At 59.9% G+C, this 24,707-nt stretch carries 23 protein-coding genes and 2 tRNA genes; 9 read left to right on the forward strand and 16 right to left on the reverse strand.

The genetic code is table 11. The annotated features are described in order from the left end of the window. Positions 1 to 116: 116 nt before the first annotated feature. Together cysE and CFBP4996_RS06205 are read right to left on the reverse strand one after the other, a co-directional pair. The gene (gene cysE / locus CFBP4996_RS06200) at positions 117 to 941 is read right to left on the reverse strand and encodes a serine O-acetyltransferase (protein ID WP_035261225.1); all 825 of its coding nucleotides are present in this window, start codon (positions 939 to 941) and stop codon (positions 117 to 119) included. Between the two features lie 200 nt (positions 942 to 1,141). Next, positions 1,142 to 1,918 (reverse strand): alpha/beta fold hydrolase, encoded by a 777-nt coding sequence (locus CFBP4996_RS06205; protein WP_080853162.1) that lies wholly within the window; start codon positions 1,916 to 1,918, stop codon positions 1,142 to 1,144. Between the two features lie 170 nt (positions 1,919 to 2,088). Here CFBP4996_RS06205 and CFBP4996_RS06210 point away from each other — a divergent pair, with 170 nt between their 5' ends. After that, the gene (locus tag CFBP4996_RS06210) at positions 2,089 to 2,334 is read left to right on the forward strand and encodes a zinc-finger domain-containing protein (protein WP_035261222.1); all 246 of its coding nucleotides are present in this window, start codon (positions 2,089 to 2,091) and stop codon (positions 2,332 to 2,334) included. A gap of 30 nt (positions 2,335 to 2,364) precedes the next feature. Continuing rightward, positions 2,365 to 3,546: an FAD-dependent monooxygenase gene (locus tag CFBP4996_RS06215; protein WP_080851961.1), complete on the forward strand. Its 1,182-nt coding sequence runs from the start codon at positions 2,365 to 2,367 to the stop codon at positions 3,544 to 3,546. 2 nt (positions 3,547 to 3,548) lie between these two features. Here CFBP4996_RS06215 and CFBP4996_RS06220 read toward each other — a convergent pair whose 3' ends face one another. Continuing rightward, positions 3,549 to 4,736, reverse strand: coding sequence for a cystathionine beta-lyase (locus tag CFBP4996_RS06220; RefSeq protein WP_080851959.1), 1,188 nt, complete (start codon positions 4,734 to 4,736; stop codon positions 3,549 to 3,551). 376 nt (positions 4,737 to 5,112) lie between these two features. Between CFBP4996_RS06220 and CFBP4996_RS06225 the strand changes: the two genes are divergently transcribed. From CFBP4996_RS06225 to CFBP4996_RS06240, 4 genes are all read left to right on the forward strand, one after another. Next, complete coding sequence (locus tag CFBP4996_RS06225; RefSeq protein ID WP_003524863.1) at positions 5,113 to 6,135, forward strand: amino acid ABC transporter substrate-binding protein; 1,023 nt, start codon at positions 5,113 to 5,115, stop codon at positions 6,133 to 6,135. A 106-nt stretch (positions 6,136 to 6,241) separates the two neighbouring features. Next, the gene (locus CFBP4996_RS06230) at positions 6,242 to 7,438 is read left to right on the forward strand and encodes an amino acid ABC transporter permease (RefSeq protein WP_003524861.1); all 1,197 of its coding nucleotides are present in this window, start codon (positions 6,242 to 6,244) and stop codon (positions 7,436 to 7,438) included. 2 nt (positions 7,439 to 7,440) lie between these two features. Further along, the gene (locus CFBP4996_RS06235; RefSeq protein ID WP_080851957.1) at positions 7,441 to 8,598 is read left to right on the forward strand and encodes an amino acid ABC transporter permease; all 1,158 of its coding nucleotides are present in this window, start codon (positions 7,441 to 7,443) and stop codon (positions 8,596 to 8,598) included. An 11-nt stretch (positions 8,599 to 8,609) separates the two neighbouring features. After that, the gene (locus CFBP4996_RS06240; RefSeq protein WP_003524857.1) at positions 8,610 to 9,383 is read left to right on the forward strand and encodes an amino acid ABC transporter ATP-binding protein; all 774 of its coding nucleotides are present in this window, start codon (positions 8,610 to 8,612) and stop codon (positions 9,381 to 9,383) included. A 122-nt stretch (positions 9,384 to 9,505) separates the two neighbouring features. On the opposite strand, the gene CFBP4996_RS06245 is transcribed toward CFBP4996_RS06240, so the two are convergent. Continuing rightward, a complete protein-coding gene (locus tag CFBP4996_RS06245) occupies positions 9,506 to 9,715 on the reverse strand; it encodes a hypothetical protein (protein WP_162935869.1) in 210 nt (69 codons plus the stop codon). Positions 9,716 to 9,994: 279 nt separating this feature from the next. Here CFBP4996_RS06245 and CFBP4996_RS06250 point away from each other — a divergent pair. Next, a tRNA-Glu gene (locus CFBP4996_RS06250) sits at positions 9,995 to 10,069 on the forward strand. A gap of 454 nt (positions 10,070 to 10,523) precedes the next feature. After that, positions 10,524 to 10,598: transfer RNA gene (locus tag CFBP4996_RS06255), tRNA-Glu, on the forward strand. Positions 10,599 to 10,740: 142 nt separating this feature from the next. Here CFBP4996_RS06255 and recJ read toward each other — a convergent pair. The 5 genes from recJ to CFBP4996_RS06280 form a co-directional block, all read right to left on the reverse strand. Then, a complete protein-coding gene (gene recJ, locus CFBP4996_RS06260) occupies positions 10,741 to 12,549 on the reverse strand; it encodes a single-stranded-DNA-specific exonuclease RecJ (RefSeq protein ID WP_080851952.1) in 1,809 nt (602 codons plus the stop codon). Between the two features lie 94 nt (positions 12,550 to 12,643). Further along, positions 12,644 to 12,868, reverse strand: a complete 225-nt coding sequence (locus CFBP4996_RS06265) for a hypothetical protein (protein WP_003524853.1) — start codon at positions 12,866 to 12,868, stop codon at positions 12,644 to 12,646. Between the two features lie 187 nt (positions 12,869 to 13,055). Further along, positions 13,056 to 14,366 carry a homoserine dehydrogenase gene (locus CFBP4996_RS06270; protein WP_035260791.1) on the reverse strand — a complete coding sequence of 437 codons (1,311 nt, stop codon included), beginning with the start codon at positions 14,364 to 14,366 and terminating at the stop codon, positions 13,056 to 13,058. Between the two features lie 60 nt (positions 14,367 to 14,426). Further along, positions 14,427 to 15,647, reverse strand: a complete 1,221-nt coding sequence (locus CFBP4996_RS06275; RefSeq protein ID WP_059758717.1) for an LL-diaminopimelate aminotransferase — start codon at positions 15,645 to 15,647, stop codon at positions 14,427 to 14,429. 302 nt (positions 15,648 to 15,949) lie between these two features. After that, positions 15,950 to 16,909 carry a nucleoside hydrolase gene (locus CFBP4996_RS06280; protein ID WP_080853161.1) on the reverse strand — a complete coding sequence of 320 codons (960 nt, stop codon included), beginning with the start codon at positions 16,907 to 16,909 and terminating at the stop codon, positions 15,950 to 15,952. A gap of 184 nt (positions 16,910 to 17,093) precedes the next feature. Between CFBP4996_RS06280 and CFBP4996_RS06285 the strand changes: the two genes are divergently transcribed. Continuing rightward, complete coding sequence (locus tag CFBP4996_RS06285; protein ID WP_031233909.1) at positions 17,094 to 17,897, forward strand: TSUP family transporter; 804 nt, start codon at positions 17,094 to 17,096, stop codon at positions 17,895 to 17,897. Positions 17,898 to 17,946: 49 nt separating this feature from the next. Here the strand turns inward: CFBP4996_RS06285 and CFBP4996_RS06290 are convergent, their stop codons facing one another. From CFBP4996_RS06290 to CFBP4996_RS06320, 7 genes are all read right to left on the reverse strand, one after another. Continuing rightward, positions 17,947 to 18,642, reverse strand: a complete 696-nt coding sequence (locus CFBP4996_RS06290; protein WP_080851949.1) for a nitrogen regulation protein NR(II) — start codon at positions 18,640 to 18,642, stop codon at positions 17,947 to 17,949. A 279-nt stretch (positions 18,643 to 18,921) separates the two neighbouring features. Then, complete coding sequence (locus CFBP4996_RS06295) at positions 18,922 to 19,851, reverse strand: lipid A biosynthesis lauroyl acyltransferase (RefSeq protein WP_416172051.1); 930 nt, start codon at positions 19,849 to 19,851, stop codon at positions 18,922 to 18,924. Positions 19,852 to 19,856: 5 nt separating this feature from the next. Next, positions 19,857 to 20,885, reverse strand: a complete 1,029-nt coding sequence (locus CFBP4996_RS06300; RefSeq protein ID WP_059758710.1) for a zinc-binding dehydrogenase — start codon at positions 20,883 to 20,885, stop codon at positions 19,857 to 19,859. Between the two features lie 157 nt (positions 20,886 to 21,042). Then, entirely contained in the window at positions 21,043 to 22,326 is a 1,284-nt protein-coding gene (locus CFBP4996_RS06305; RefSeq protein ID WP_003524844.1) for a beta-ketoacyl-ACP synthase, read from the reverse strand. 11 nt (positions 22,327 to 22,337) lie between these two features. Continuing rightward, complete coding sequence (locus CFBP4996_RS06310; RefSeq protein WP_080851947.1) at positions 22,338 to 23,534, reverse strand: beta-ketoacyl-ACP synthase; 1,197 nt, start codon at positions 23,532 to 23,534, stop codon at positions 22,338 to 22,340. A 209-nt stretch (positions 23,535 to 23,743) separates the two neighbouring features. Next, complete coding sequence (locus CFBP4996_RS06315; protein ID WP_020810293.1) at positions 23,744 to 24,223, reverse strand: 3-hydroxyacyl-ACP dehydratase FabZ family protein; 480 nt, start codon at positions 24,221 to 24,223, stop codon at positions 23,744 to 23,746. An 88-nt stretch (positions 24,224 to 24,311) separates the two neighbouring features. Further along, positions 24,312 to 24,596, reverse strand: a complete 285-nt coding sequence (locus tag CFBP4996_RS06320; protein WP_003495848.1) for an acyl carrier protein — start codon at positions 24,594 to 24,596, stop codon at positions 24,312 to 24,314. Positions 24,597 to 24,707: the final 111 nt, after the last annotated feature.

Below are 24,707 nucleotides of genomic sequence, written 5' to 3' on the forward strand. Positions count from 1 at the left end.
TGGCCCGCTTTTGGCATGGGACAAAGGCCAAAGTAAAGTGAAAGCGGCAAGTCATCCGTGTCTTCCACACGGACGACCGTGAAAATGCCGGCCCCATCGGAGCGCGGCAGGGCCAGTCAGATATCGGCCCCGATAAGCTGGTCCATCAGGCGCGAGGGTTCGGAACACCCTGCTTCTCCCACCACGCGCGCCGGCACGCCGGCAACGGTCGTCTTGGGCGGAACCGGCTTCAGCACCACCGAACCGGCAGCGATGCGCGAGCAGCTGCCGATCTCGATATTGCCGAGGATTTTCGCCCCGGCCCCGATCATCACGCCGTTTCCGATCTTCGGATGGCGGTCCGCCCCTTCCTTGCCGGTGCCGCCGAGCGTGACGCCGTGAAGGATGGAGACGTTGTCGCCGATCACCGCCGTTTCACCGACGACAAGCCCGGTGGCATGATCGAGGAAGATGCCCTTGCCGATGCGCGCGGCCGGATTGATATCCGTCTGGAAAATGCTCGAGGAGCGGCTCTGCAGATAAAACGCGAAGTCCTTGCGGCCCTTCTGCAGCAGCCAGTGGGCGAGCCTGTGGGTCTGGATAGCCTGGAACCCCTTGAAATAGAGGAGCGGCTCCATGAAGCGCGTGCAGGCGGGATCGCGGTCGTAAACGGCCTGAATGTCGACGCGCAGCACGCTTCCCCATTCCGGCCAGTCATCCAGCATGTCCTGGAAGGTCTGGCGCAGAAGTACGGCCTGCATGTCGGGATGATCGAGGAGTTCGCAGATGCGGTAGATCACACATTCTTCGAGAGACCGGTGATTGAGGATCGTCGAATAAAGGAAGGCCGAAAGCAGCGGGTCCTGCGCCGCGGCGCTGCGGGCTTCATTGAGCAGGCTGCCCCAGATGGGATCGACGATCGCCAGCTGTTCGGGCTGACGGGCCTCGGTACGTGCGACCATGAATGGTCTCCTCGTTTGCAGTGGTCGTTCTTTATACAGAAAAAGACGTGCATTAGAAATGGGATTCGAATGACGACTTTAAAGGCGGCAAGGCTTCAGTTTTTCTTCATGCAGCATGAAAAACCGTTTCTTGCCGTCCTCAGCGTTGCCGCATTTCCGGACGGAAAACCGGGCTCCGCTTTTCCCGGAAATGCTCCCGATCAAAGCGAGCGGTAAAATTCCAGCACCGCCGCCTTGAACACCCGGTCGCCGACGGCCAGCATGTGGTCGCGGCCGGGAATATCGATTGCCCGCGCATGCGGCATGATCGCTGCAAGCTCCGCACCGGATCCGGCGATATCGTCCTTCGTTCCGACCGCGATCAGCGTTGGCGCATCGATTTTCTCAGCCTGTTCGCGCGTGACGAGAACCCGCGACGTCTCGATACAGGCGGCCAGCGCCAGCCGGTCGCTTTTCGTCTGGTCGGCGAAGGCGCGGAACATGCGGCCGCGCTCATGGGTGACGACATCGAGCGAAGGTGCGAGAAGCGCCTCGGCAATCGGATCCCAGTCGCCGACACCTTCGACCATGCCGATGCCGAGTCCGCCGAAGACCAGCGAACGCACGCGCTCAGGATGGGCCATGGCCAGAAAGGCGGAAATGCGCGCACCCATGGAATATCCCATCACATGCGCTTCGGCGATCCCGAGATGGTTGAGCAACGCCACCGCATCCCCGGCCATGACGGGCGGATAATAGGCTTCGGAATCGTGCGGCTTGTCGCTTGCGCCGTGGCCGCGATTGTCGATGGCGATCACCCGGTAGCCCGCGTCGCCCAGCGTCTTCAACCAGCCGGGATGCACCCAGTTGACATTGGCGCTGGAGGCGAAGCCGTGGATCAGCAGAACCGGTTCGCCCGCCGGATCGCCCTCGTCGAAATAGGCAAGGCGAAGGCCGTCATGGGAAAAATCGGAAAACTGCGGCGTGTTGAGATTCATCAAGGACATCCTTTTTGCCGGACCATATGGCAGGAATTAGCAATGTTGAACATGTTTTGCTGACGATTTTTATGGAGATGCAATGCGTTTGAGGCTACATATCCGCAACGACGAGCCGGCACGCGAAGACGGATTGCGGCTCGATAACGATATTGCATTTGGAGACGAACATGGCCGGGCATTCCATTCCCCACTTCCAGAACGATGGCGGACACCGCATGATCGAGATCGGCGTCAAGGAATTCATGTGCACCGGCGCTTCCGTTCCTTACGATCATCCGCATATCTTCATCGATATGGGCGACGACAACGAGAAGGTCTGTTCCTACTGCTCCACCCTTTACCGCTACAATCCGTCGCTGAAGGCCGAGCAGACCAATCCTCCGGGCTGCGTCTTCCATGTGAAGGCCGCCTGACCTTCCACTTTTCCTGATCGGGGCGCACCAATGCCCATCAAATCCGTAGCCATTGTCGGTGCCGGCATCGCCGGTCTCACCGCCGCCCTTTCCTTTGCCCGATACGGTATCGACTGTGACATCATCGAGCAGGCCGGTGAGCTGACGGAAGTGGGCGCAGGCCTGCAACTCTCGCCCAATGCCGCCCGCATTCTCGCCGAACTCGGCGTGCTGCCGGAAATCGAAGCGCGCTGGACCGAACCGGTCAGCGTCGAACTCGCCTCCGGAAAATCGCTCGCCACGCTGCTGTCGCTGCCGATGGGCGCGGTGGCTCGCACACGCTGGGGCGCACCCTATGGCGTGCTGCACCGCTCGACGCTGCAGAATGCGCTTCTCCAGGCGGTGACACGCAACCCGCTCTGCCGCCTGCATCTCGGCAAGCGCATCGAAAACGCGACGGTGGACGCGATTGCCGCAACCACCTTCCGTGACCATGATCTGATCGTCGGCGCGGACGGTGTCTGGTCGGCGGCCCGCTTCGCGGTCCCTTCCGCCCCCACAGCCACCTTCTCCGGCAATATTGCCTGGCGCTTCACCGTTGCCGCAAACGACGTGCCGTCAGCCATCAACAAAAGCGCAGTGACCGCCTATCTCGGTTCCGGCGGCCATATCGTCGCCTATCCGCTGAAGGAAGTCGGCGGCTTCAACATTGTCGCCATCGCGCTCGGTGCCGATCCCGGCGCAACCTGGCGGGCGGAATCGAGCGGACGACAGAAAGCCATGCTGCTGGAACAGTTTCGCGGTTTCAGCCCGGATATCGTCCGATTGCTCGATTCGTCTGAAAATCCCACCTTCTGGCCGCTCTATCAGGCCGGCCCGGGCCGCTGGCACAATGGCCGCGACACGGTGCTGATCGGCGATGCGGCGCATGCCATGATGCCCTTCGCCGCACAGGGCGCGGCGATGGCGATAGAGGATGCTTTCGAACTTGCGGGAGCGACGGCAGGCGGCAATGCCGAAAAGCCCCTGCCCTTGCCGCAGGCCCTTGCCAGCTTCGAGGCCCTGCGCCTGCCGCGCATAGAAAAGGCCCGCAAGCGGGCCTCTCTCAATCGTTTTGCCTATCACGCCACTGGCCCGGTGCGTATTGCGCGGGACTTCGTGTTTTCCACGCGCCCCACCGACGCCTTCCTGAAGGACTTCGACTGGCTCTACGGCTATCGCGCCAAAGGCTGAGGTCAAACCCCTGTCGCTGCCGCAAATCCGGCCTCGAGGTCCTTCTTGAGATCGGCGATATCCTCGAGCCCGATCTGCAGGCGGATGACCGGCCCTTCCGACGGACCCTTGGCAATGGTCCTGTCGACAAGCGAGACCGAAACGGCAAGCGATTCGTATCCGCCCCAGGAATAGCCGAGCCCGAAAAAGGTCAGCGCATTCAGGAAGGCGGCCGCCGCCTGCTTGTATTTGCCCTCTTCCGCCTTCAGCACGAAGGAGAAGACACCGCTTGCGCCCTTGAAATCGCGCTTCCAGAGTTCGTGCCCGGCAAAACTCGGCAGCGCCGGATGCAGCACACGGACGACGTCGTCACGGCTCTCCAGCCATGTGGCGATATCGAGCGCGCTTTTCTGGTGGTGTTCCAGCCTTATTCCCATGGTGCGCATGCCGCGCAGGATCTGATAGGCATCGTCAGAGGTGACGCAGATGCCGAGATTGGTATTGGCCTGATAAAGCGCCTTCCAGTGCTTTTCATTGGCCGAAACGAACCCCATCAGCACATCCGAATGACCCGAAGGATATTTGGTGGCGGCGTGAATGGAGACATCGACGCCGAAATCGAGCGGCTTGAAATAAAGCGGCGTCGCCCAGGTATTGTCCATCGTCACCACGCAATCATGCCGGTGAGCGATATCCGTGATCAGCCTGACATCCTGAATCTCGAAGGTGTTGGAGCCCGGCGCTTCCAGATGCACCAGCTTGGTGTTCGGCCGAATGAGAGCCTCGATGCCCTCCCCGATTGCCGGGTCGTAATATTCCACCTCGACACCGAGCTTCTTCAGCATCGTATTGCAGAAACGGCGCGTCGGAAAATAGACGGAATCGACGATCAGCGCATGATCGCCGGCGCCGAGATAGGCAAGGAACGGCACGGTGATGGCCGCAAGGCCCGAGGGCACGAGAATGGTTCCGACAGACCCTTCCAGCTCGTTGACGAGATTGCATAGCGCATCCGTCGTCGGCGTGCCGTGGGTGCCATAGGTATATTTCTGGTTTTCGGTCGAAAGCGTCTCCGCGTCGGGAAAAAGCACGGTCGAACCGCGCACGATGGGCGGATTGACGAAACCGAAACAGTCCGCGGGATCGTTGCCGCCATGGGTCAGGCGCGTATTCACACCTGCGGCGGAAAGCAGGTCATTTGTCTTGGTCATTTCAGATCAGCTTTCGAAGGAACATTGACGCGTGCGACAATGCTAAGACCGCAACGCAAGGTCAAGTCCCGCAGAGACGCCTGAGCAGGTCGGATTGATCCACCGCCGACCAGAATACAAGAAGTATACAAATACTGTGCAAGTGCAAATTTCCGCAAAAATATGCTTATATTTTCACCCTTTGCACACTTCCCGACCAAAATTTGGAAAATTCCGTTTTATAGGCACAATTATTGCCCGCACGTCTTGACCCCGCTGCCAATTGTGATTGTGATAGAAAAAGCGGATCGAAAAAGATCTCGCTGAAGGGGGAGCTGGGGAAGACAAACATGCCGGTCCCCTTCCAAGTGACGATAACAAACAAAGGTTGGGAAAAATGAAAAAGGCAATTCTGTCAGCCGCCATCGGCGCAGCAGTTTTGGGAGGAGCCTCGGTCGCTTCGGCTGCGACGCTTCAGGATGTGAAGGGAAAAGGTTTCGTCACCTGCGGCGTCAGCGCGGGCATTCCGGGATTTTCCAATCCCGATGACAAGGGCGAATGGTCCGGTATCGACGTGGACTATTGCCGTGGTATTGCCACCGCGGTTTTCGGTGATCCTTCGAAAGCCAAGTTCGTCGCCCTTTCGAGCAAGGACCGCTTCCCGGCTCTCCAGTCCGGTGAAGTCGATGTTCTGACCCGTAACACCACCTGGACGATCAGCCGCGACACGTCGCTCGGCTTCAACTTCCGCACCGTCAACTATTATGACGGCCAGGGCTTCATCGCCAAGAAGAGCCTCAACGTGAAGTCGGCTCTCGAGCTCTCCGGCGCCGCCGTCTGCGTTCAGACCGGCACGACCACCGAGCTCAACCTGGCCGACTACTTCAAGACCAACAATCTGCAGTACAACCCGGTCGTTTTCGAAAAGGAATCCGACGCAACCTCCGCCTATGATTCGGGCCGTTGCGACGTTTACACCACCGACCAGTCGGGTCTTTATGCAATCCGTCTGAAGCTGAAGAACCCGGACGAAAACGTCGTTCTGCCGGAAGTCATCTCCAAGGAGCCGCTTGGCCCGGCCGTTCGCCAGGGTGACGATCAGTGGTTCGACATCGTGACCTGGGTTCACTATGCGATGGTCAACGCCGAAGAACTTGGCGTCACCTCCAAGAATGTCGATGAGCAGAAGAACAGCGCCAATCCGGACGTGAAGCGCCTGCTCGGCACGGAAGAAGGCACCAAGATCGGTACCGATCTCGGCGTGACCAACGACTGGGCCTACAACATCATCAAGCTGGTGGGTAACTACGGCGAAGTCTTCGACCGCAACGTCGGCGCTGGCTCTCCGCTGAAGATCGAGCGTGGCCAGAACGCGCTGTGGACCAAGGGCGGCCTGCAATACGCACCGCCGGTCCGTTGATCGGCCCCATTACCGGCTAGATCATAAGGAGGCTGGGCGACGCCCGGCCTCCACTTCAAATTATATAAATAAGCTCGCAAAGAGCACATAAAAGGGAAAGGTGCCTATGGCAGGCAACGCGGTCAGTTCGCAACGATCGCGCGCGCAAAGCGCGTCGTCACTTATCTACGATCCACGCATACGCGGCATTTTTTATCAGGTCCTGACAGTCGTCGTCCTGGCCGCCTTCGTCTGGATCATCGTGACGAATACGATCACCAATCTTCAACGGTCAAACATCTCGTCCGGCTTCGGCTTCCTCAACGGAAGAGCCGGTTTCGATATCGGCCAGTCGCTGATCGCTTATACCAGCGATGCGACCTATGGCCGGGCATTGCTCGTTGGCATTCTCAACACGATCCAGGTTGCGTTTTTCGGCATCATCGCCGCCTCGATCATCGGTTTCATCGTCGGCATCGCCCGGCTGTCCAACAACTGGCTGATTTCGAAACTCGCGCAGGCCTATGTGGAAATCTTCCGCAACATCCCGCCGCTGCTCGTCATCTTCTTCTGGTACAAGGGCGTCATCTCGGTTCTACCGCAGGCGCGCGAGTCGCTCGAGCTTCCGCTTGGAACCTACCTCAACAATCGCGGCTTCTTCTTTCCCAAGCCGCTGTGGGGAGAAGGCACCTGGCTCGTGCCGCTGGCCTTCCTCGTCGCCATCGTTCTCAGCGTCTTCGTTTACCGCTGGGCGAAGGCCAGACAGGAAAGAACCGGACAGCAGTTCCGCACCGGAATAACGGCGACGCTTCTCATCATCGGCCTGCCGCTGGCGACATTTCTGGCGCTCGGGGCGCCGCTGACATTCGACTATCCGATTGCCGGGCGGTTCAATCTCTCGGGCGGCGCAGTCGTCGCACCTGAATTCATGTCGCTGTTCCTGGCGCTTTCCTTCTACACCGCCTCCTTTATCGCCGAAATCGTTCGCGGCGGCATCAAGGCCGTGGCGAAGGGTCAGACGGAAGCTGCGGATGCACTGGGACTTCGCTCCAGCACCACGACGCGCCTGATCGTCGTTCCGCAGGCGATGCGCATCATCATCCCGCCGCTGACGAGCCAGTATCTCAACCTGACCAAGAACTCCTCGCTTGCGGTCGCTGTCGGCTTCGCCGACATCGTCTCGGTCGGCGGCACGATCCTGAACCAGACGGGACAGGCAGTCGAAGTCGTTGCAATCTGGCTGGTCATCTATCTCTCGCTGTCCCTGCTCACGGCCGTGGTCATGAACTGGTTCAATGCGAAAATGGCCCTGGTGGAGCGATAACGATGACGATCAGCAATCACGCATTCGTGCGACAGACCATCGAGGACGCCAAACCCGCGCCCTCGAGCGCCGTCGGCTTCGGCCACTGGCTGCGCACCAAACTTTTCGCCACACCGAAGGACACCGTCCTGACGGTTATCGCCCTTGCCCTGCTCGCCTATCTGGTGCCGCCGATCATCAAGTGGCTGTTCATCGACGCGGTATGGACCGGCAGCGATCGTATCGCCTGCCTGACCGCTTCGCAGGGCGGCGCGCTGCCGGACGGCCAGTCCGGTGCGTGCTGGGCTTTCGTTTCGGCGAAGCTCGGCCAATTCGTCTTCGGCCGCTATCCGATCGACGAACGCTGGCGTCCCATCCTGGTGATGGTGGCGTTCGCCATCATGCTGATACCGATGCTGATTCCAAAAGCGCCGTTCAAGCGACTGAATGCGCTGGCGCTTTTCATCATCCTGCCCTTCATTGCGTTTTTCCTGCTCATCGGCGGCGTCTTCGGCCTGCCGAAGGTGGAAACGCAGCTCTGGGGCGGCCTGATGGTGACCCTCATCCTGTCGTTCTTCGGGATCACGGTGTCGCTCCCCTTCGGCATTCTTCTGGCGCTCGGCCGGCGGTCGAACCTGCCGGTGATCAAGATGCTCTGCGTGCTCTTCATCGAAGTCATCAGAGGCATCCCGCTGATCACCGTCCTGTTCTTCGCCAGCATCATGCTGCCGCTGTTCCTGCCCGACGGCTGGACCTTCGACAAGTTCCTGCGCGCGCTCGTCGGCGTGTCGCTGTTCTCCTCGGCCTATATGGCGGAGGTGATCCGCGGCGGCCTGCAGGCCATTCCGAAGGGACAATATGAAGGTGCGGATTCGCTCGGCCTGAACTACTGGCAGAAGACGAGACTGATCGTGCTGCCGCAGGCGCTGAAGCTCGTCATTCCGGGCATCGTCAACACCTTCATCGGGCTGTTCAAGGACACATCACTGGTCTCGATCATCGGTATGTTCGACCTGCTCGGCATTGTCACACTCAACCAATCGGATGCGAACTGGGCCACGCCCGTCACCGCCATGACTGGCTATATTTTCGCAGGCTTCGTATTCTGGATATTCTGCTTCGGCATGTCGCGTTATTCGCTGTTCATGGAACGGCACCTCGACACCGGGCATAAACGATAAGGGACGCTCAAATGGCAGAAACCCAAGCAAAAAAACTGACCGTCTCGACAACGGACGTGGCAATCGAACTCATCGGCATGAACAAGTGGTATGGCGACTTCCACGTGCTGCGCGATATCAACCTGAAGGTCATGAAGGGCGAGCGCATCGTCATCGCCGGCCCTTCGGGCTCCGGCAAATCGACCATGATCCGCTGCATCAACCGGCTTGAAGAACATCAGTCGGGCACGATCAATGTCGATGGCATCGAGCTCACCAACGACCTGAAGAAGATCGATGAGGTGCGTCGTGAAGTCGGCATGGTGTTCCAGCACTTCAACCTCTTCCCGCATCTGACGATCCTCGAAAACTGCACGCTGGCGCCGATCTGGGTTCGCAAGATGCCCAAGAAGGAAGCCGAAGAAGTGGCGATGCACTATCTGAAGCGCGTCAAGATCCCCGAGCAGGCGAACAAATATCCCGGCCAGCTCTCCGGCGGCCAGCAGCAGCGCGTGGCGATTGCCCGCTCGCTCTGCATGAAGCCGAAGATCATGCTGTTCGATGAGCCGACCTCGGCGCTCGACCCGGAAATGGTCAAGGAAGTGCTCGACACCATGGTCAGCCTTGCCGAAGACGGCATGACGATGCTGTGCGTCACCCACGAAATGGGCTTCGCCCGCCAGGTGGCAAACCGCGTCATCTTCATGGACCAGGGCCAGATCGTCGAACAGAACTCGCCCGCCGAATTCTTCGACAATCCGCAGCACGAGCGCACCCGGCTGTTCCTCAGCCAGATTCTGCACTGATCATTGAAGAGGCGTCGGGAACGGACGTTTTCAAATTGCAAACCCAAAAACGGGACCTCACGGTCCCGTTTCTTTTTTTGATACTGAAACCGAGGGCCGCAAGTGAAACCGGAGCCTCTTTATTATTTTATTCTCGACCCAAGCAGCAATACTTGAACTTCTAACTGGCCAGCCTGATATAGTCGTAGTGATAATTTGATCGCGGCCTTGGACATATTTGCGATGGATGGTTTGCTTGTATTTCTAGGAGACATATTAAGCAGCTTGATATCCGGCAGTCCCCCGAAATCAAATTTTGTGCGGTGGATGGCATATGCGATCAATGCAATCATAATAATACTCTCCGGCCTGCTGATATATGGAAAATACCTGACTTGATTTTCGCTAGCCCGCAGCCTTGAGAAACCACATGTTTCGCAAGGCAATTGGAGCCGAGCCATATCACTCACGCAAAATAGCAAACTCCGACCGTTTAACCATTTGTTACGAAACAAGAATCCTTGTTTTTCAGGGCTTGTGGCGGCTCATGTCATTTTTTTGTCAAATCATGCATTTTTCCGCTTGCAGACCTTCGGGAGCCTGACTATAAGGGCGCCACACCACAAGCGCACGCGCCCTTCGTCTATCGGTTAGGACGTCAGATTTTCATTCTGAAAAGAGGGGTTCGACTCCCCTAGGGCGTGCCACTTGCCTTCGTGTTCTCCCCCATTAAAAAATATGACAGCATCGCATCAGCTCGCAAATTCGTCACGCGTGATCGATGCGCCGGAACCGATTCCCGCCGGGCACGTTAGAATGCTGTCCCCCCGATGGAAGGCAAGCCGGACGAAACGCCAACGGGCAAATCGGCCCGGCTTGCCTTTCCCCTTCAGTCCTCCCCACAGCATCCGCTTCATCCAGCCGGCAGCCTATGCCAGCTAAGGGTTGGAAAACTGCGTCCACAGCCTCCCGCAAGGCATGAGGGCATTACTGACCCGCAGCGATAGGGGCGATATTTCAAGGCCTTGGCCAGTTCTGGCGCAGTTTTCCACAGCCCTTCCGGCCTCCATAAAAAAACTCGTCACGAAGCGAGAAAAATCAATTTTTCCGCTTGCGGACCAACCGGAGCCTGACTATAAGGGCGCCACACCACAAGCGCACGCGCCCTTCGTCTATCGGTTAGGACGTCAGATTTTCATTCTGAAAAGAGGGGTTCGACTCCCCTAGGGCGTGCCACTTGCTTCTCCTTTAAAATCAGCTGCCTGCACGAAAATCTTCACGCACCGCGTAAAGAAGTCTCGTTGTGTCTCATCCACTCGCCTGGGCCGGTGTCCGATGAAATTCCAAGATAGCTGGAAGGCCCTGTCAGTGCGCAAAGTCAGGGCGCGAAAGCCGCGTCCAGAACGCGCAGTTGAACGCGCCTCTGGCCCTGCCAGAGATCGGCGCCCACGGTGCCGGCGACGTGAATATTCCGGCCGCGTGCATTCAGCAGCATCTGCCCCAGAGGCGCTTCTGCGGCGCGGAACGCGATGCCGTCCAGTCGCGAGCCGTCCATGGCTTCCAGCGTGATCTTGACGTGAGCTGTACCCACAAGCCGCACATCGCGCAGACGATGCGCCGGCACGGCAAAGATGGGCTGCGAATGACCGGAGCCATATGGACCGGCCTGCTCCAGCTGGTCGACAAGCTGCAATGTCGCGCCCGACGCGCCGATGGCACCGTCGATCTTCAGCACGCTGCTTTCCACCAGCTCGTTCACGGTCTTTGCCGCCGCTTCCTCGAAGAAAGTCCTGAGCTTGCCGAGATTGGCGCGCTCCACCGTCAGGCCGGCCGCCATAGCATGCCCACCGCCCTTGACCAGCAAGCCGGCCTCCACGGCGGCGCGCACCATGCGCCCCATATCGAAGCCGTTGATCGAACGGCCGGAACCGGTGCCCTTGCCGGAGGGATCGAAGGCAATGGCGAAGGCGGGACGGCGGAAGCGATCCTTCAGACGCGAGGCAAGCAGACCGACAATGCCGGGATGCCAGTTTTCATGCGCAGTCACGATGACGCCCGCACCCGAGCCGTCGCCATATTCGAACAGCGCCTCCGCTTCTGCTTCCGCCAGCATGGCGGCTTCCATGGCCTGCCGCTCGCGGTTCAGCTCATCCAGCCTCTCGGCAATGACTTCGGCCTGCGACGCATCATCGATGGTCAGGAGACGGCTGCCGAGCGCAGCGTCGCCGATGCGGCCGCCGGCATTGATGCGCGGCCCGATCAGGAAACCGAAATGATAGGGCGTCACCGGCCCGCCCAGCCCCGCCTTCTTGAACAAGGCAGCAAGCCCGGCATTGTTCATATGGCGCGCGGCAATCAGCCCCTTCACCACATAGGCGCGGTTGAGCCCCTTCAGCGGCACCACATCGCACACGGTGGCAAGCGCGACGATATCGAGAAGCGACAGCAGATCGAGCGTGAAGGCCTGCCTGTGCCGCTTTTCTTTCAACAGCCGCAGGGTGGCCACCAGCACGAGGAACACGACGCCGGCGGCACAGAGATGCCCCTGCCCCGACAGATCGTCCTCGCGGTTGGGATTGACCAGCGCCACGGCCGGCGGCAGCTCCGTGCCGACCTGATGGTGGTCGATCACCACCACATCCGTTCTCGCATCCCTGGCAGCCTTCAGCGATTCATGGCTGGTGGAGCCGCAATCGACCGTCACGATCAGCGTCGCACCATTGGCGGCAAGCTGCTGCATCGCCGCCGGGTTCGGCCCATAGCCCTCGAAAATACGGTCGGGAATATAGATTTCCGGTGTCAGACCGAAATGCGCGAGAAACCGGTACATCAAAGCGGAGGAAGCAGCGCCGTCGACGTCGTAGTCGCCAAAGATCGCCACCTTCTCGCCTGTCTCGATGGCCCGCACCAACCGCTCGGCGGCCTTTTCGCAATCGGTCAGCACATGCGGATCGGGCATCAGGGAACGAATGGTCGGATCGAGGAACGCCAGGGCGTCATCGACACCCACACCGCGCCCGGCAAGCACCCGTGCGATCAGTTCTGGAATGGCGTGGATCTGGGACATGGCCAGCGCGCGGTTCTGCCCGGCCTGATCCAGCCGCGACACCCAGCGCTGTTCTGTCGCCGACCGCTCCACGCTTAGAAACGCGCGGGCCACGGTATCGGCCGGCTCCATCATTGCCATCCTGTCCATTCATCCTGTCATGCGCCCAATCGCGCTTTAAAACGGGCTAAATGGCGATGGCGCGTTTTTCAAGCAAAAACGCGCTTATGAGGATTCACACCGAAAAAATCGAGAAAAACGGGCTGACGATCGAGACGGCGCCAACAAGCAGCAGCAGCGAGAACACGGCAAGCGAACACCAGTTGCGCTCATGCTCCCCCATATCGAATTCCATGCTGCGGATATTGTCATTGGCATTGTGAGGCCGCGCCCGGTGATGGGCGGCCGCAACGCCTGCACGCTTATTGTCCTTGAACAGGATGATCGATGTCACGGCCACGCCTCCCTCGCTTGGTGAACAGGATTAACCATAGTGCCGAATCGCCTTGTTTTCCAGCGCTTCCGACGCCGTCCCCCCAAATTTTATGGGCGCGAGATTCCCGGCATGATGCAGGCAGTCATAGAACGAAAAACCGCGCCTCCATCCGGAAGCGCGGCCCTCGATAACATCAAGATGACGAAGCGTCTCAGGTGCGCTCGATACGGATGACCTGCGGCTCGCTGACGAGATATTTCTCGTTCTTGATCGCCTTCACGGCCTTGCGGATCGCATCTTCCATCGTCGCATGGGTAACGAGAATGATGGTCTGCGGCGCGCCTTCCACATGCACGCGCTGGCGCTGCACGATGGATTCCAGCGAGATGTTGTTATCCGCCATGCGGGTGGCGATGGAGGCAAAGACGCCGGCCTGATCCTTCACCGTGAGGCGAATGAAATAACCGCCCTCATGGCTCTTCATCTTGGCGCGGCGGTATTCCGTCAGCGATTTCGCCGGACGGCCGAGAACCGGCACCTGCTGGGCGCCCGGACGGCTCTTGGCGATATCGGCAATGTCGCCCAGTACGGCGGACGCCGTGGCGTTGCCGCCCGCACCCGGGCCAACCATCAGCAATTCGCCGAGAATATCGGATTCGATAGCCACCGCATTGGTGACGCCATCCACCTGGGCGATAACGGAATCGAGCGGCACCATGGTCGGATGCACGCGCTGCTCGATGCCGGATTCGGTCACCTGCGCCACGCCGAGAAGCTTGATGCGATAACCGAGTTCGGCGGCCGCCTGAATGTCCTCGCTGGAGATATTGGTGATGCCTTCCAGATAGATGTCATCGGCCGAAATCTTGTTGCCGAAGGCAAGCGTCGTCAGGATGGCCAGCTTGTGGGCCGTATCGTTGCCCTCGATATCGAAGGCCGGATCGGCTTCGGCATAGCCCAGCCGCTGCGCTTCCTTCAGACAGGCCTCGAAGGACAGCCCTTCCTTCTCCATCTTGGTCAGGATGTAATTGCAGGTGCCGTTCATGATGCCGTAGATGCGCGACACATGGTTGCCGGTGAGAGATTCACGCAGCGCCTTGATGACGGGGATACCGCCGGCCACCGCCGCTTCGAAATTGAGAAGCGCGCCCTTGTCTTCGGCAATGGTCGCCAGTTCGACGCCATGTTTGGCCAGCAGCGCCTTGTTGGCTGTCACCACATGGAGACCGCGTGCGAGCGCGGCGCGCACCGCATTTTCCGCCTGACCGGAAGCACCGCCGACCAGTTCGACGAAGACGTCGATCTCGGCTTCGCTCGCCAGCTGCTCCGGCGTGTCGAACCAGGTAATACCCGTGAGATCGATGCCGCGGTCACGCGAACGGTCGCGCGCGCTCACCGCAATAATCTCAATCGCGCGTCCGCAGGTAATCGCAAGTTCGTTGCTTCTCTGCTGGAGGATGCGCACGAGCGAAGCGCCGACAGTGCCGAGCCCCGCTATGCCGATTCTCAATGAATCTGCCATGGGTATGTTCCTGATTGCTGTTGATGGTGGCGGCCGGGACCCGGCCGCCTTGGGTTGCCCTTATCTGTGGGCGTTGAGCGAAACGACGTTATGCATCGTTTCGTCTGCGCTCGACAGGAAACGCTTCAGATTGCGCGCTGCCTGACGAATTCGATGCTCGTTTTCCACGAGCGCGAGACGGACGTAATCGTCGCCCATCTCGCCAAAGCCGATGCCGGGAGCAACGGCGATATCTGCCTTCTCGACCAGAAGCTTGGAGAATTCCAGGCTGCCGAGATGACGGAATTTTTCCGGGATCTTCGCCCAGGCGAACATCGTCGCCGCCGGCGGCGGAACTTCGAAACCGGCCTTGCCGAAGGTGTCGACCATCACATCGCGGCGGCGGCGATAGACATTGCGCACTTCGGCAATGTCGGAACCGTCACCGTTCAGCGCATGCGTCGCCGCAACCTGGATCGGCGTGAAGGCGCCGTAATCCAGATAGGACTTCACACGCGTCAGCGCCGCGATCAGCCGCTCGTTGCCGACGGCAAAGCCCATGCGCCAGCCGGGCATGGAGAAGGTCTTCGACATGGAGGTGAACTCCACCGCAACGTCGATTGCGCCGGGAACTTCGAGAACCGATGGCGGCGGATTGTTTTCGTCGAAATAGATTTCCGAATAGGCAAGGTCGGAAAGCACGATGATCTCGTGCTTCTTGGCGAATGCAATCACGTCCCTGTAGAAATCCAGCGAGGCGACATGCGCCGTCGGGTTCGACGGGTAGTTGACGATCAGCGCCAGCGGCTTCGGAATGGAGTGGCGTACGGCCCGTTCCAGCGGTCCGAAGAAGCTGTCATCCGGCTCGACATTCATCGAACGGATAACGCCGCCCGCCATCAGGAAGCCGAAGGCATGGATCGGATAGGTGGGGTTCGGACACAGGATCACGTCACCCGGTGCGGTGATGGCCTGCGCCATATTGGCGAAGCCTTCCTTGGAGCCGAGCGTGGCGACGACCTGCGTGTCAGGGTTCAGCTTCACGCCGAAACGGCGGGCATAATAGGCTGCCTGCGCGCGGCGAAGGCCGGGAATGCCCTTGGACGAGGAATAGCGATGGGTGCGCGGGTCCTGAACGACCTCGCAAAGCTTGTCGACGATGGCCTTCGGGGTCGGAAGGTCGGGATTGCCCATGCCGAGATCGATGATATCGGCCCCGGCCGCTCGCGCGCTCGCTTTCAAACGGTTGACCTGTTCGAAGACGTATTGCGGCAGACGCCGGACCTTGTGAAACTCTTCCATCTCTTTCCTCATGGGAATGGACCGGTTCTGCCGGCCCATAACGAAGGTTCGTTTTTTGTTGTTAAACGCCGCCGACACGAACCGACCCGGCAGGCGTTATTCATTGTAGCGCAAAGCACGGGAAAACCTACAAGGCTTTTCTCGTCCCACGCCGCATAGCGGTGATCCGCCCGTCCTTCCGGCACGGCCTTCTCAGCCCCGCCGGCAAGGCGGATCGCGCATTATGATCAGGGAACTTGCATAACGCCAGATTCTTGGAAAATGCAAGGCAAGCCATGCTCAAGAACGGCCATTCCTGCCCTTCAGCCGCGCTCACCCTTCACAATTGCCGCGCGGATGACCGAAAGCACGCGCTCCGGCTCGATATCCGTGCAGATGAGCTGGCTCGGATGCCCGTCCCAGTCGCCCGGCGGAAAGGCGCGGCCATCCGGCTTCTGGATCGTCTGGCCGTCGGCAAGACCGCCGCAGACGACACGCACCGGGCCGCTGCGGGTGATAAACAGTTCCGGCGCGACGAGATAAACGCAGGCGCAGCTGTCATGCACCACCATGCCGTCGCCGGTGCGGGTCTTGTAGAAATCGATATAGAATTGCGACAGGTCGGAAAGCAGCTGCACGGGCTTGCCGCCGGCCTCTGCCATCTCCGCCATGAAGGCGCTGGTCATCACGGTTTTTGTCGTCACGTCCAGACCGACGACGACCACACGCCAGGGCGCGGTGAAGACGAGATCGGCCGCTTCCGGATCGCCGTGAATATTGGCCTCGGCCGCCGGCGAGACATTGCCGTTCATGTCGAAGGCGCCGCCCATGACGATCACCTCCTTCACCAGCGCCGCAAAATCCGGTTCCTCACGCAGTGCCAGCGCCAGATTGGTCATGCGGCCGACTGCGATCAGCGTTACCTCGCCGGGATTTGCCTTCACCGTCTCGATGATGAAGCGATGCGCCGGGCGCGGATCGAGCGGCAGATCGATGGTTTCAGGGATATCGATATCGCCGAGGCCGTTTTCGCCGTGGATGAAGGTCGGCCAATGGCCTTCCTTGCGGGCGGGATCGAAAGTCACGCCGGCGCCTCTCGCGACCGGTGCGGTCATCTGCCATTCCCGCTTGAGGAAGAGCGCATTGCGGGTGGTGATATCGATGGGGGCGTTGCCGAAAACCGTGGTGACGCCGATCAGATCGATATCGGGGTGGCGGTGCAGGAACAGAAGCGCCATGGCGTCGTCTACACCGGGATCCGTATCGAATATCACTTTATGCATAATGCCCTCATCCATATGTCTTCAAGCGCCATCCGCTTCTGCCGGCGACGCGCCACGGAAACATAACGATAAGCGGCAACACCGCAATCCCCCCGCAGGCGGCATATCATGCAGAAAAATATTGCGTGGCGGTCTTTTCAGTGAAAGAAGAAGCCCTCTCCCGCCGCCTGCCCGGACATCCCCAGTGCAAGACATCGCCCTCAACGTATTTATCGTTCTCTTCTGCGTCGCCATCTTTGCCGGCTTTATCGATTCCATCGCCGGTGGTGGCGGTCTCATCACCATTCCGGCGATGCTGATCATGGGTATTGCACCGCTCGATACGCTCGGCACCAACAAGCTGCAATCGCAGTTCGGCTCTGCCTCCGCCACCATCGCCTATGCCCGGCGCGGCCATGTCAATCTGAGGGAACAACTGCCCATGGCCGTCATGGCCATGCTTGGCGGCGGGCTCGGCGCGGTCACCGCCGCCTTCGTGCCGTCCGACCTGCTGCGCACCATCATGCCGTTCCTGCTGATCGCGATTGCGATCTATTTCGCCTTCAAGCCGCAGCTCAGCGATATCGACAGCCACCGCCGCATCACACCTTTCGTGTTCGGCTTCACCGTCGCGCCGCTGGTGGGCTTCTACGATGGTGTTTTCGGCCCCGGCGCGGGATCCTTCTACATGCTCGCCTTCGTGGCGCTTGCCGGTTTCGGCATGTTGAAGGCAACCGCCCATACCAAGCTTCTGAACCTCGGCTCGAACTTCGGCGGTTTCGTTGTGTTTGCGATAGGTGGTGCGGTTTTGTGGAAGCTCGGCCTCGCCATGGGCGTCGGCCAGTTCATCGGCGCACAGATCGGCTCCCGCTTCGCCATGAAGAACGGCGCGAAGATCATCCGCCCGCTGCTGGTGCTTTCCTGCCTGGCCATGGCGACGAAGCTCCTTGCGGACGCATCATCCGCATGGTCCATCGCCGCGATATGGGAAACCGTGTTCCCGAAATAGCAGGAAACAGCAAAGCCGGGAGAGTGTCGTCAGAGACTAACGCCTGCCGTCACGCCGTGGCGCGACGTCTGCGATCGGCAATTTCCCGGATCACCACCATGGCGCCCACGAGCTTGTAGGCGGAGGAATAGCAGGGGGACATTTCCAGCGACTTCACGATCGTCCGGCCGTTCTGATCTTCCGCATAGGTATATTTCGACGTATCGCCCTTGAAGCAATTGTCGAGTTTTTCCCGAAGGTCGTTCTGGAAGCGGTGGACGCCGACGAGTTCGGCGATGTGGCAGCCGACGAGCCCTTCCGGCGCATTGCGCTGGAAAGCGTCAAGCGCATTGGCAAAGGACACGCGGTAGCCGGGAGAAACGATGACCACCGGCTCGTCCAGATCGTTGAGCATGTCCTCATCGAGGATCAGATGGCGGTGATGCCATTCCAGGGTGTCCTCGTCCTCGTCACCGATGACCTTGGCCTTGGGCGGCATGCCGACATAACGGTCGACCAGGGTTCTCAGAAGCTCGGAATTGCGCTGCACGCAGCCGAGATCCTCCGCCTCGTGGTTCAGGAGGTCGATGGCGAAACGGAACTGCTCGCGAATATCTTCGGAATTTTCTGTCTTGCGTCCGACGACCCGCTCGAGAAGCTGCTCCAGTTCACGCTCCAGCACTGCGATCTTGTCGGCTTCGTTTTTACCAACGGCAGATTGCAGTTCCGTATAACGCAGCCAGAACAACTCAATCAAATCTTTCAACCCAACTCTCCCTGAACGGGCATAACCCGGTTCCCAATGCGAACGGATTAACCCTTTGCCCCCTGATTATAGCGTCTTTGCGCTTAAAAATGACGTAACGAAACGCAGGAACGCCGCGAGGATTGTTGTCCAAAATATCACAGCAGCCGCCAATTTTTCAATTTCGATAATCCATGAACGAAAAATGAGGTTCCGCTAATATGGAAAAGCACCGAAACGCACGGTTTCCCGACCGAATTTCGTGAAAGTCGCGGAAAATCCGGCCGCACGGCAGTCACCTCAAATCCGGTGCTTCACGTCCCAGCGGTCGTGATACCACAGCCATTGTCCGGGGTATTCGCGCACCCAGCTTTCCACCTTGTCGTTCAGAAGCTGCGCCGTCGCCTGAATGTCGACATTGCCCTTCTCATCGCGCGGAATTTCAACCTTGGGCTCTATTTCCAGCCTGTAGCGATTATCGGGAAGACGCACGCAACGGGCCGGATAGACATCGCAGTTGAACTGCCGCACCAGCTTGGCAAGCAGCGGATTGGTGCGGACTTCAAGGCCGAAGAACTTCGTCGTCAGACCCTTGCCGAACTTCTGGTCGACGAGCACGCCGACACCGCCGCCCTTTTCCAGCTGCCGCGCAAGCGCGAAAGAGGAACCGGCGTGCGACGGCACGAGATTGCCCATGCGCTCCTTGCGGAAATTGAACACCTTGTCCGCCACGAATGGATTGTTAGGCGGACGGAACAGCACCGTCACATCGAGACCGAAAGCCGAGCCAGCCACCGGCAGCAATTCAAAATTGCCGCTATGGGCGGTAAAGACGATGAAGGGCCGCGGATTGTCGCGCAGCTCGAGGAAGGTCGGAATGCCCTCGACCTCGATGCGACCCGGTTCGTTCTTTTCCGGATCGAAATCGAACAGCCGGTCGAGAAACACATATTCCGCCGCAAGCCGGCCCATATTGGCCCAGCTATCCATGGCGATCTCAAGCCGCTCCTCCTCGGATTTCTCCGGAAAGGCGCGCGCCAGATTATGGAGCATCAGCTTGTGGCGGCCGGTTTTCGGCCCCACCCAGCGTGCCAGCCGGTCGGCGGCGCGAATACCCGCATCGGCGGGAAAAAGCTTCAGCAGATTGAGGAGGCCGAAGGCGAATGTCGCAATCAGCCACTGCCGGAAGTGGTCCAGTTTCAGGACAATCCGTGTCAGGAACAGCTTCAAGATGCTCAGTCCATTCGCAGAACGATCTTGCCGAACACCTGGCGCGTCTCCATGCGCTCCAGCGCCCGGTCGATATCGTCGAAGGTCACTTCGGTGTCGATGACGGGATGAACGATGCCGCGCGCCATCTTCTGCATGGCGTTGGCCATGTTTTCCATGCGGCAACCGAAGGAGCCGAGCAGCTTCAGCTGCTGCTGGAACAGCATCATCAGGTTGATATCGGTGGAGACGCCCGACGTGGAACCGCAGGTGACGAGACGGCCGCCGCGCTTCAGCGAGAACATCGAACCCGCCCAGGTGTCCTTGCCGACATGTTCGAACACGACGTCGACGCCCTTCTTTTTCGTGAGCTTGCGCACGACGCCTTCGAAACGGTCGGTCCGGTAGTTGATGACGTGGTCGGCGCCCAGCGCCTTCGCCCGTTCGATCTTGTCGTCGGAACCGACAGTGGTGATGACGGTGCAGCCCATCTTCTTGGCAAGCTGGATCGCCGCCGTGCCGATGCCGGAACCGCCGGCATGGATGAGGATGGTTTCGCCGGACTCCAGCTTGGCATTGTCGAACAGCATGTGCTCGACGGTGCCGAAGGTCACCGGTGCGAGAGCCGCAGCAACGGCATCGACGCCATGCGGCGCGGGCACGAGCTGGCGGGCGGGAATATTGATCTTTTCCTGCGCGAAACCGTCAAGGTGGAAACCGTGCACGCCCTGAACATGTTCGCACAGATTGTCACGGCCTTCGCGACAGGGCTTGCACAGCCCGCAGGTGCGCGCGCCGTAGATCGACACGAGCTGGCCGGGCAGCACATTCGAAACGCCCGGACCGATGGCTTCGACCACGCCCGAAGCCTCGGCACCGATGGTGAGCGGCATCTTGCGCTTGGCGAAAGCCATGCCGCGCCAGCCCCATACGTCGATGTGGTTGAGCGCAACCGCCTTGACACGCAGCGTCACCTCGCCCGGCGCCGGCGCATCCGGTTCGGGCAGGTCCACTTTTTCGAGCTTCCGGTCGTCCACGAGTTGAAGAGCGCGCATATATCAGTCCTTCGCCCAGGGGCGTTTATCTGGGGGCGTTATCTAAAAGCTATTCCCGCAAAACTCTGTAACCGTTTTGCGGCCGGAATGCGTAATCAAAGAAGCGAGAGCGTTTCCGCAATTGCCGCGGAAACGCTCCTGTTGATGGCGAAACCGGTTAAGCCGGTTCCCGCGTCATGACAAGGCTTGCATTTTGCCCGCCGAACCCGAAGGAGTTGGACAGAACCGCGCTCACCTGAGCATCCCGCTTTACATTCGGCACCACGTCGAGCGTGATGGTCGGATCGGGATTGTTGTAGTTGATCGTCGGCGGCAGCGTGCCGGTCAGCATGGTCTGCAGCGAGAACACCGCTTCCACGGCGCCTGCGGCGGTCAGGGTATGGCCGATCATCGACTTGTTGGACGACAGCGGAATATCCTTCAGGCCCTCGCCGAAGACGGCGAGCATGGAGCCATATTCCATCTTGTCGTTCTCAGGCGTCGAAGTGCCGTGGGCGTTGATGTAACCGATATCGCTTTCGGCCACGCCCGCATCGGCCAGTGCCGCGCGGATCGTCGCAATCGCCGGGCCGCCATCGGGCGAAGACCGCGTCCGGTGGAAGCTATCGGCCTTCTCGCCCGCACCCTTGATGATGCCGAGCACCTTCGCGCCGCGTGCAACGGCGGCTTCCAGCGATTCCAGCACCAGTGTGGCCGCACCTTCGGCGATCACGAAACCGTCACGGTCCTTGCTGAACGGCTTGGAGGCCTTTTCCGGCGGGTCGTTCTGGGTCGAAAGCGCGGAGAGAAGCGAGAAGCGAATGAGCGCCTCGGCGCTAACCGAACCGTCGGTCGCAACCGTCAGCGCCCGCTCGGTGCGTCCCTGGCGGATGGCCTCGACGCCGAGCTGGATCGCGGTCGCGCCGGATGCACAGGCCGTAGACAGCGTGACAGGCAGGCCGCGTGTGCCAAAACGGTCGGAAAGACGCTCGGAAATCGCGCCGAACAGGGCGGCTTCCTGGAATGCCGGGTCGGGACGCTGGCGGAAGGCCGTCAGGAACCGCTCATAGGCATCGCCCGGCTGGGCGGCCGGCGGAGACCGGTCGGCAAGCTCGAAACGGGCGCTCCATTCCGGTTCGATAGGCGGCGCTGCGAGAAACAGCGGGCCGTCGAAATCGCCGGAGATACCGGCCTGCGCCAGCGCTTCGATGGTGGTTTCGCGCGCGAAAGCATAGGAACGCTCGACGGAATTCGGAACCGGGATATCGATGAAATCCACCGTGCCGCTGATGCGGGTCGAAAGCCCCTCGGTCGGGAAACGGGTGATCTTGTGAATGCCCGATTTGCCCGACGTCAGCGCCGCCCAATTATCGGCAAGCCCCTGCCCGAGCGACGTGATGATGCCCATGCCGGTGACGGCGACGATGGGACGACCGAGATGATCCCTGAAATTGGAAGTCATGGTCTTTCTCCTCAAACGTCGCGGGACAGAACGGCGACACCTTCGCCGCGCACATGGCCGACGGTGGTGACGACGGCTTCGCTGGCCGCCTCGCCCATGGGCTTTTCCTCAGCCGCATCGAAGGTAGGCACCTTCGCGCCGCTTTCAAGCGTCAGTGCGGCAAGCGCCAGTCCGAGCGGAAACTGTGCTTCCAGCCCATGACCGGTGACGCCGCCAAAACCGCGAATGACGGCATTTGGCAGGGCCTTTTCGAGAATGTCCTTCTCGCGGGCCGTCACGCCGTCATAACCGCTCGCGCCGGAAAATACGACGGTCGCCGCGCTGTCCTTGGCGGGGGCAAGCAGCCGCTCCATACGCTTTTCCATCTTGCCTTCGTCACGGCTGCCGCGGTCGCCCTCGATGGCGTCGATGCGGGCATAAATGCGCGCGCCGCGCTCGCTGGCGTGCTTGCGCGATTCCAGCACCAGGAAGGCTCCGAGCGAACCGGAAACCATGCCGCCGCCTTCCTGGCCTTCGCGCGACCATAGCGGCTGCCAGCCGCCCTGCGCATGCGCGCCGATGGCTTCGAACAGCAGGATCATGTCGGGACGTTCCGCCGAGAAAGCGCCGCCCACCAGCGCATGGCTCGATTCGCCGGAGCGGATGCGGTGGAACGCGGTTTCGACGGCGGAAATGCCGGCCGCTTCCTCACCCATGAAGGTGCGGGAAGAGCCGGTAACCTTGTGCACGATGGAAATATTGCCGGCCATCAGGTTGGAAAGCTGGGCGAGAAACAGCGTCGGGCGCAATTCCGTCGTCAGCTTCTCATTGAGCAGCTTTTCGCGATCATTGCGCTTCAGCGCCTCGTCGACGATCAGTGTATCGACATTGATGTCGCGCTCGCCGCCGCCGGCGGCAACGATCATGTCCATGGTGGCGCAGGCTTCGGCATCTTCCTTCAGCCCGGCATCGTCGAGTGCGAGACCGGCGGCGAAAACGCCGAGGCGCTGCCAGTTTTCCATCTGGCGCTGGTCGCCGCGCTTGGCGATCTGCGCGGACCAGTCGATCTCCGGCATGGGATGGACCGGATAGGGCTTGAACTTTTCGGTCTCGACCACCGGCTCCGGCACGGCGGTTCCCGAAAGAAGCGCCACATGCGCCTGGCTGCCGACGCCGTGACAGGTCACGATGCCGACCCCTGTTATCACCACATCATTGTCAGATTTCATCGTCTGTCATCCTTTGCAGCCGGCCCCGTCGAAACGGTCACGGCTATCCAACAGCGGTCGCGAACAACCACTTCATGCGTTGCGGAATAAAGCGCGCGATGCGGATTGGCAATGGTGAAGGCCTGATCCGCCGTCGCGAGCCCACGATTTTCGTGCTCAAAAACCGGGCCGGCGGGAAAAACGCTCTCCTTCGAAACGAACGGAAACGCTTATTTCTGCGCATCCGCGGCAATCGCCGCCATCAGGCCGACTTCCTCGGCCCGCTTCTTGACGATAGGCCCAAGCGGGATTTCGCTGAAGGGCATGGTCCTGAGCTTAAGCTGCGCGTCGCAGACCTTCTTGCCATCCGAGGTGATCTTCGCCTTGGTAACGGCAAAGCCGGAACCGTCATGCTCCAGCACCGCCTCGATGTCGAGAACAGCGCCCGGCTCCACGAAGGTCCGCATCTTGGCGCCGTCCACCGACATCAGGAACGGCATGGACGCAAAATCGGAAAATGCCAGAACCAGCATGCCGGAAGCCTGCGCCATGGTCTCGATCAGAAGCACGCCCGGAACCAGCGGCATGCCGGGAAAGTGGCCTTCGAAAACCGGGCTTTTGTCGGGAACGACAGACTGCGCCTTCAACGTGCGCGTCGTCATGTCCACGGCTTCGACCTTGTCGATCATCTGAAAATATTCAAGCAGCATCCGTCCGGCCCGTCTCTGGTCGGTTAGTCATGGTTTGCCCGCAGGCGGCATCAAAAGAAAATGCCCGCTGCAAGCGGGCATGGTCACATCAGCCCTTGGCTGCGCGCAATTCGTCGATCTTGGCGCAAAGGTTCTTCAGCACGAAATATTCTTCGGTGGAAACCTTGCCTTCGTTGACTTCCTGCGTCCACTGCTCGAGCGGAATCTTGATGCCGAATTCCTTGTCGATCGCGAAAACGATATCAAGAAAGTCGAGGCTGTCGATGCCCAGATCGTCGATCGTGTGGCTCTCCGGCGTAATGGTTTCGCGGTCGATTTCGCTGGTTTCGGCGATAATGTCGGCAACCTTGTCGAATGTAGCTGTCACGCCCATAATCCTTATTGTCGTTCGTATGAATTATCCTGTCTGACGCACCACATAGGCAAGTCGCACAAAAAAGCCAATGGTTTCGTGACGTAACTTTGAAATTTGCCCCAAAACTGT

The sequence above is a fragment of the Agrobacterium leguminum genome (genome assembly GCF_005144435.2).
Classification (GTDB): Bacteria; Pseudomonadota; Alphaproteobacteria; order Rhizobiales; family Rhizobiaceae; genus Agrobacterium; species Agrobacterium leguminum.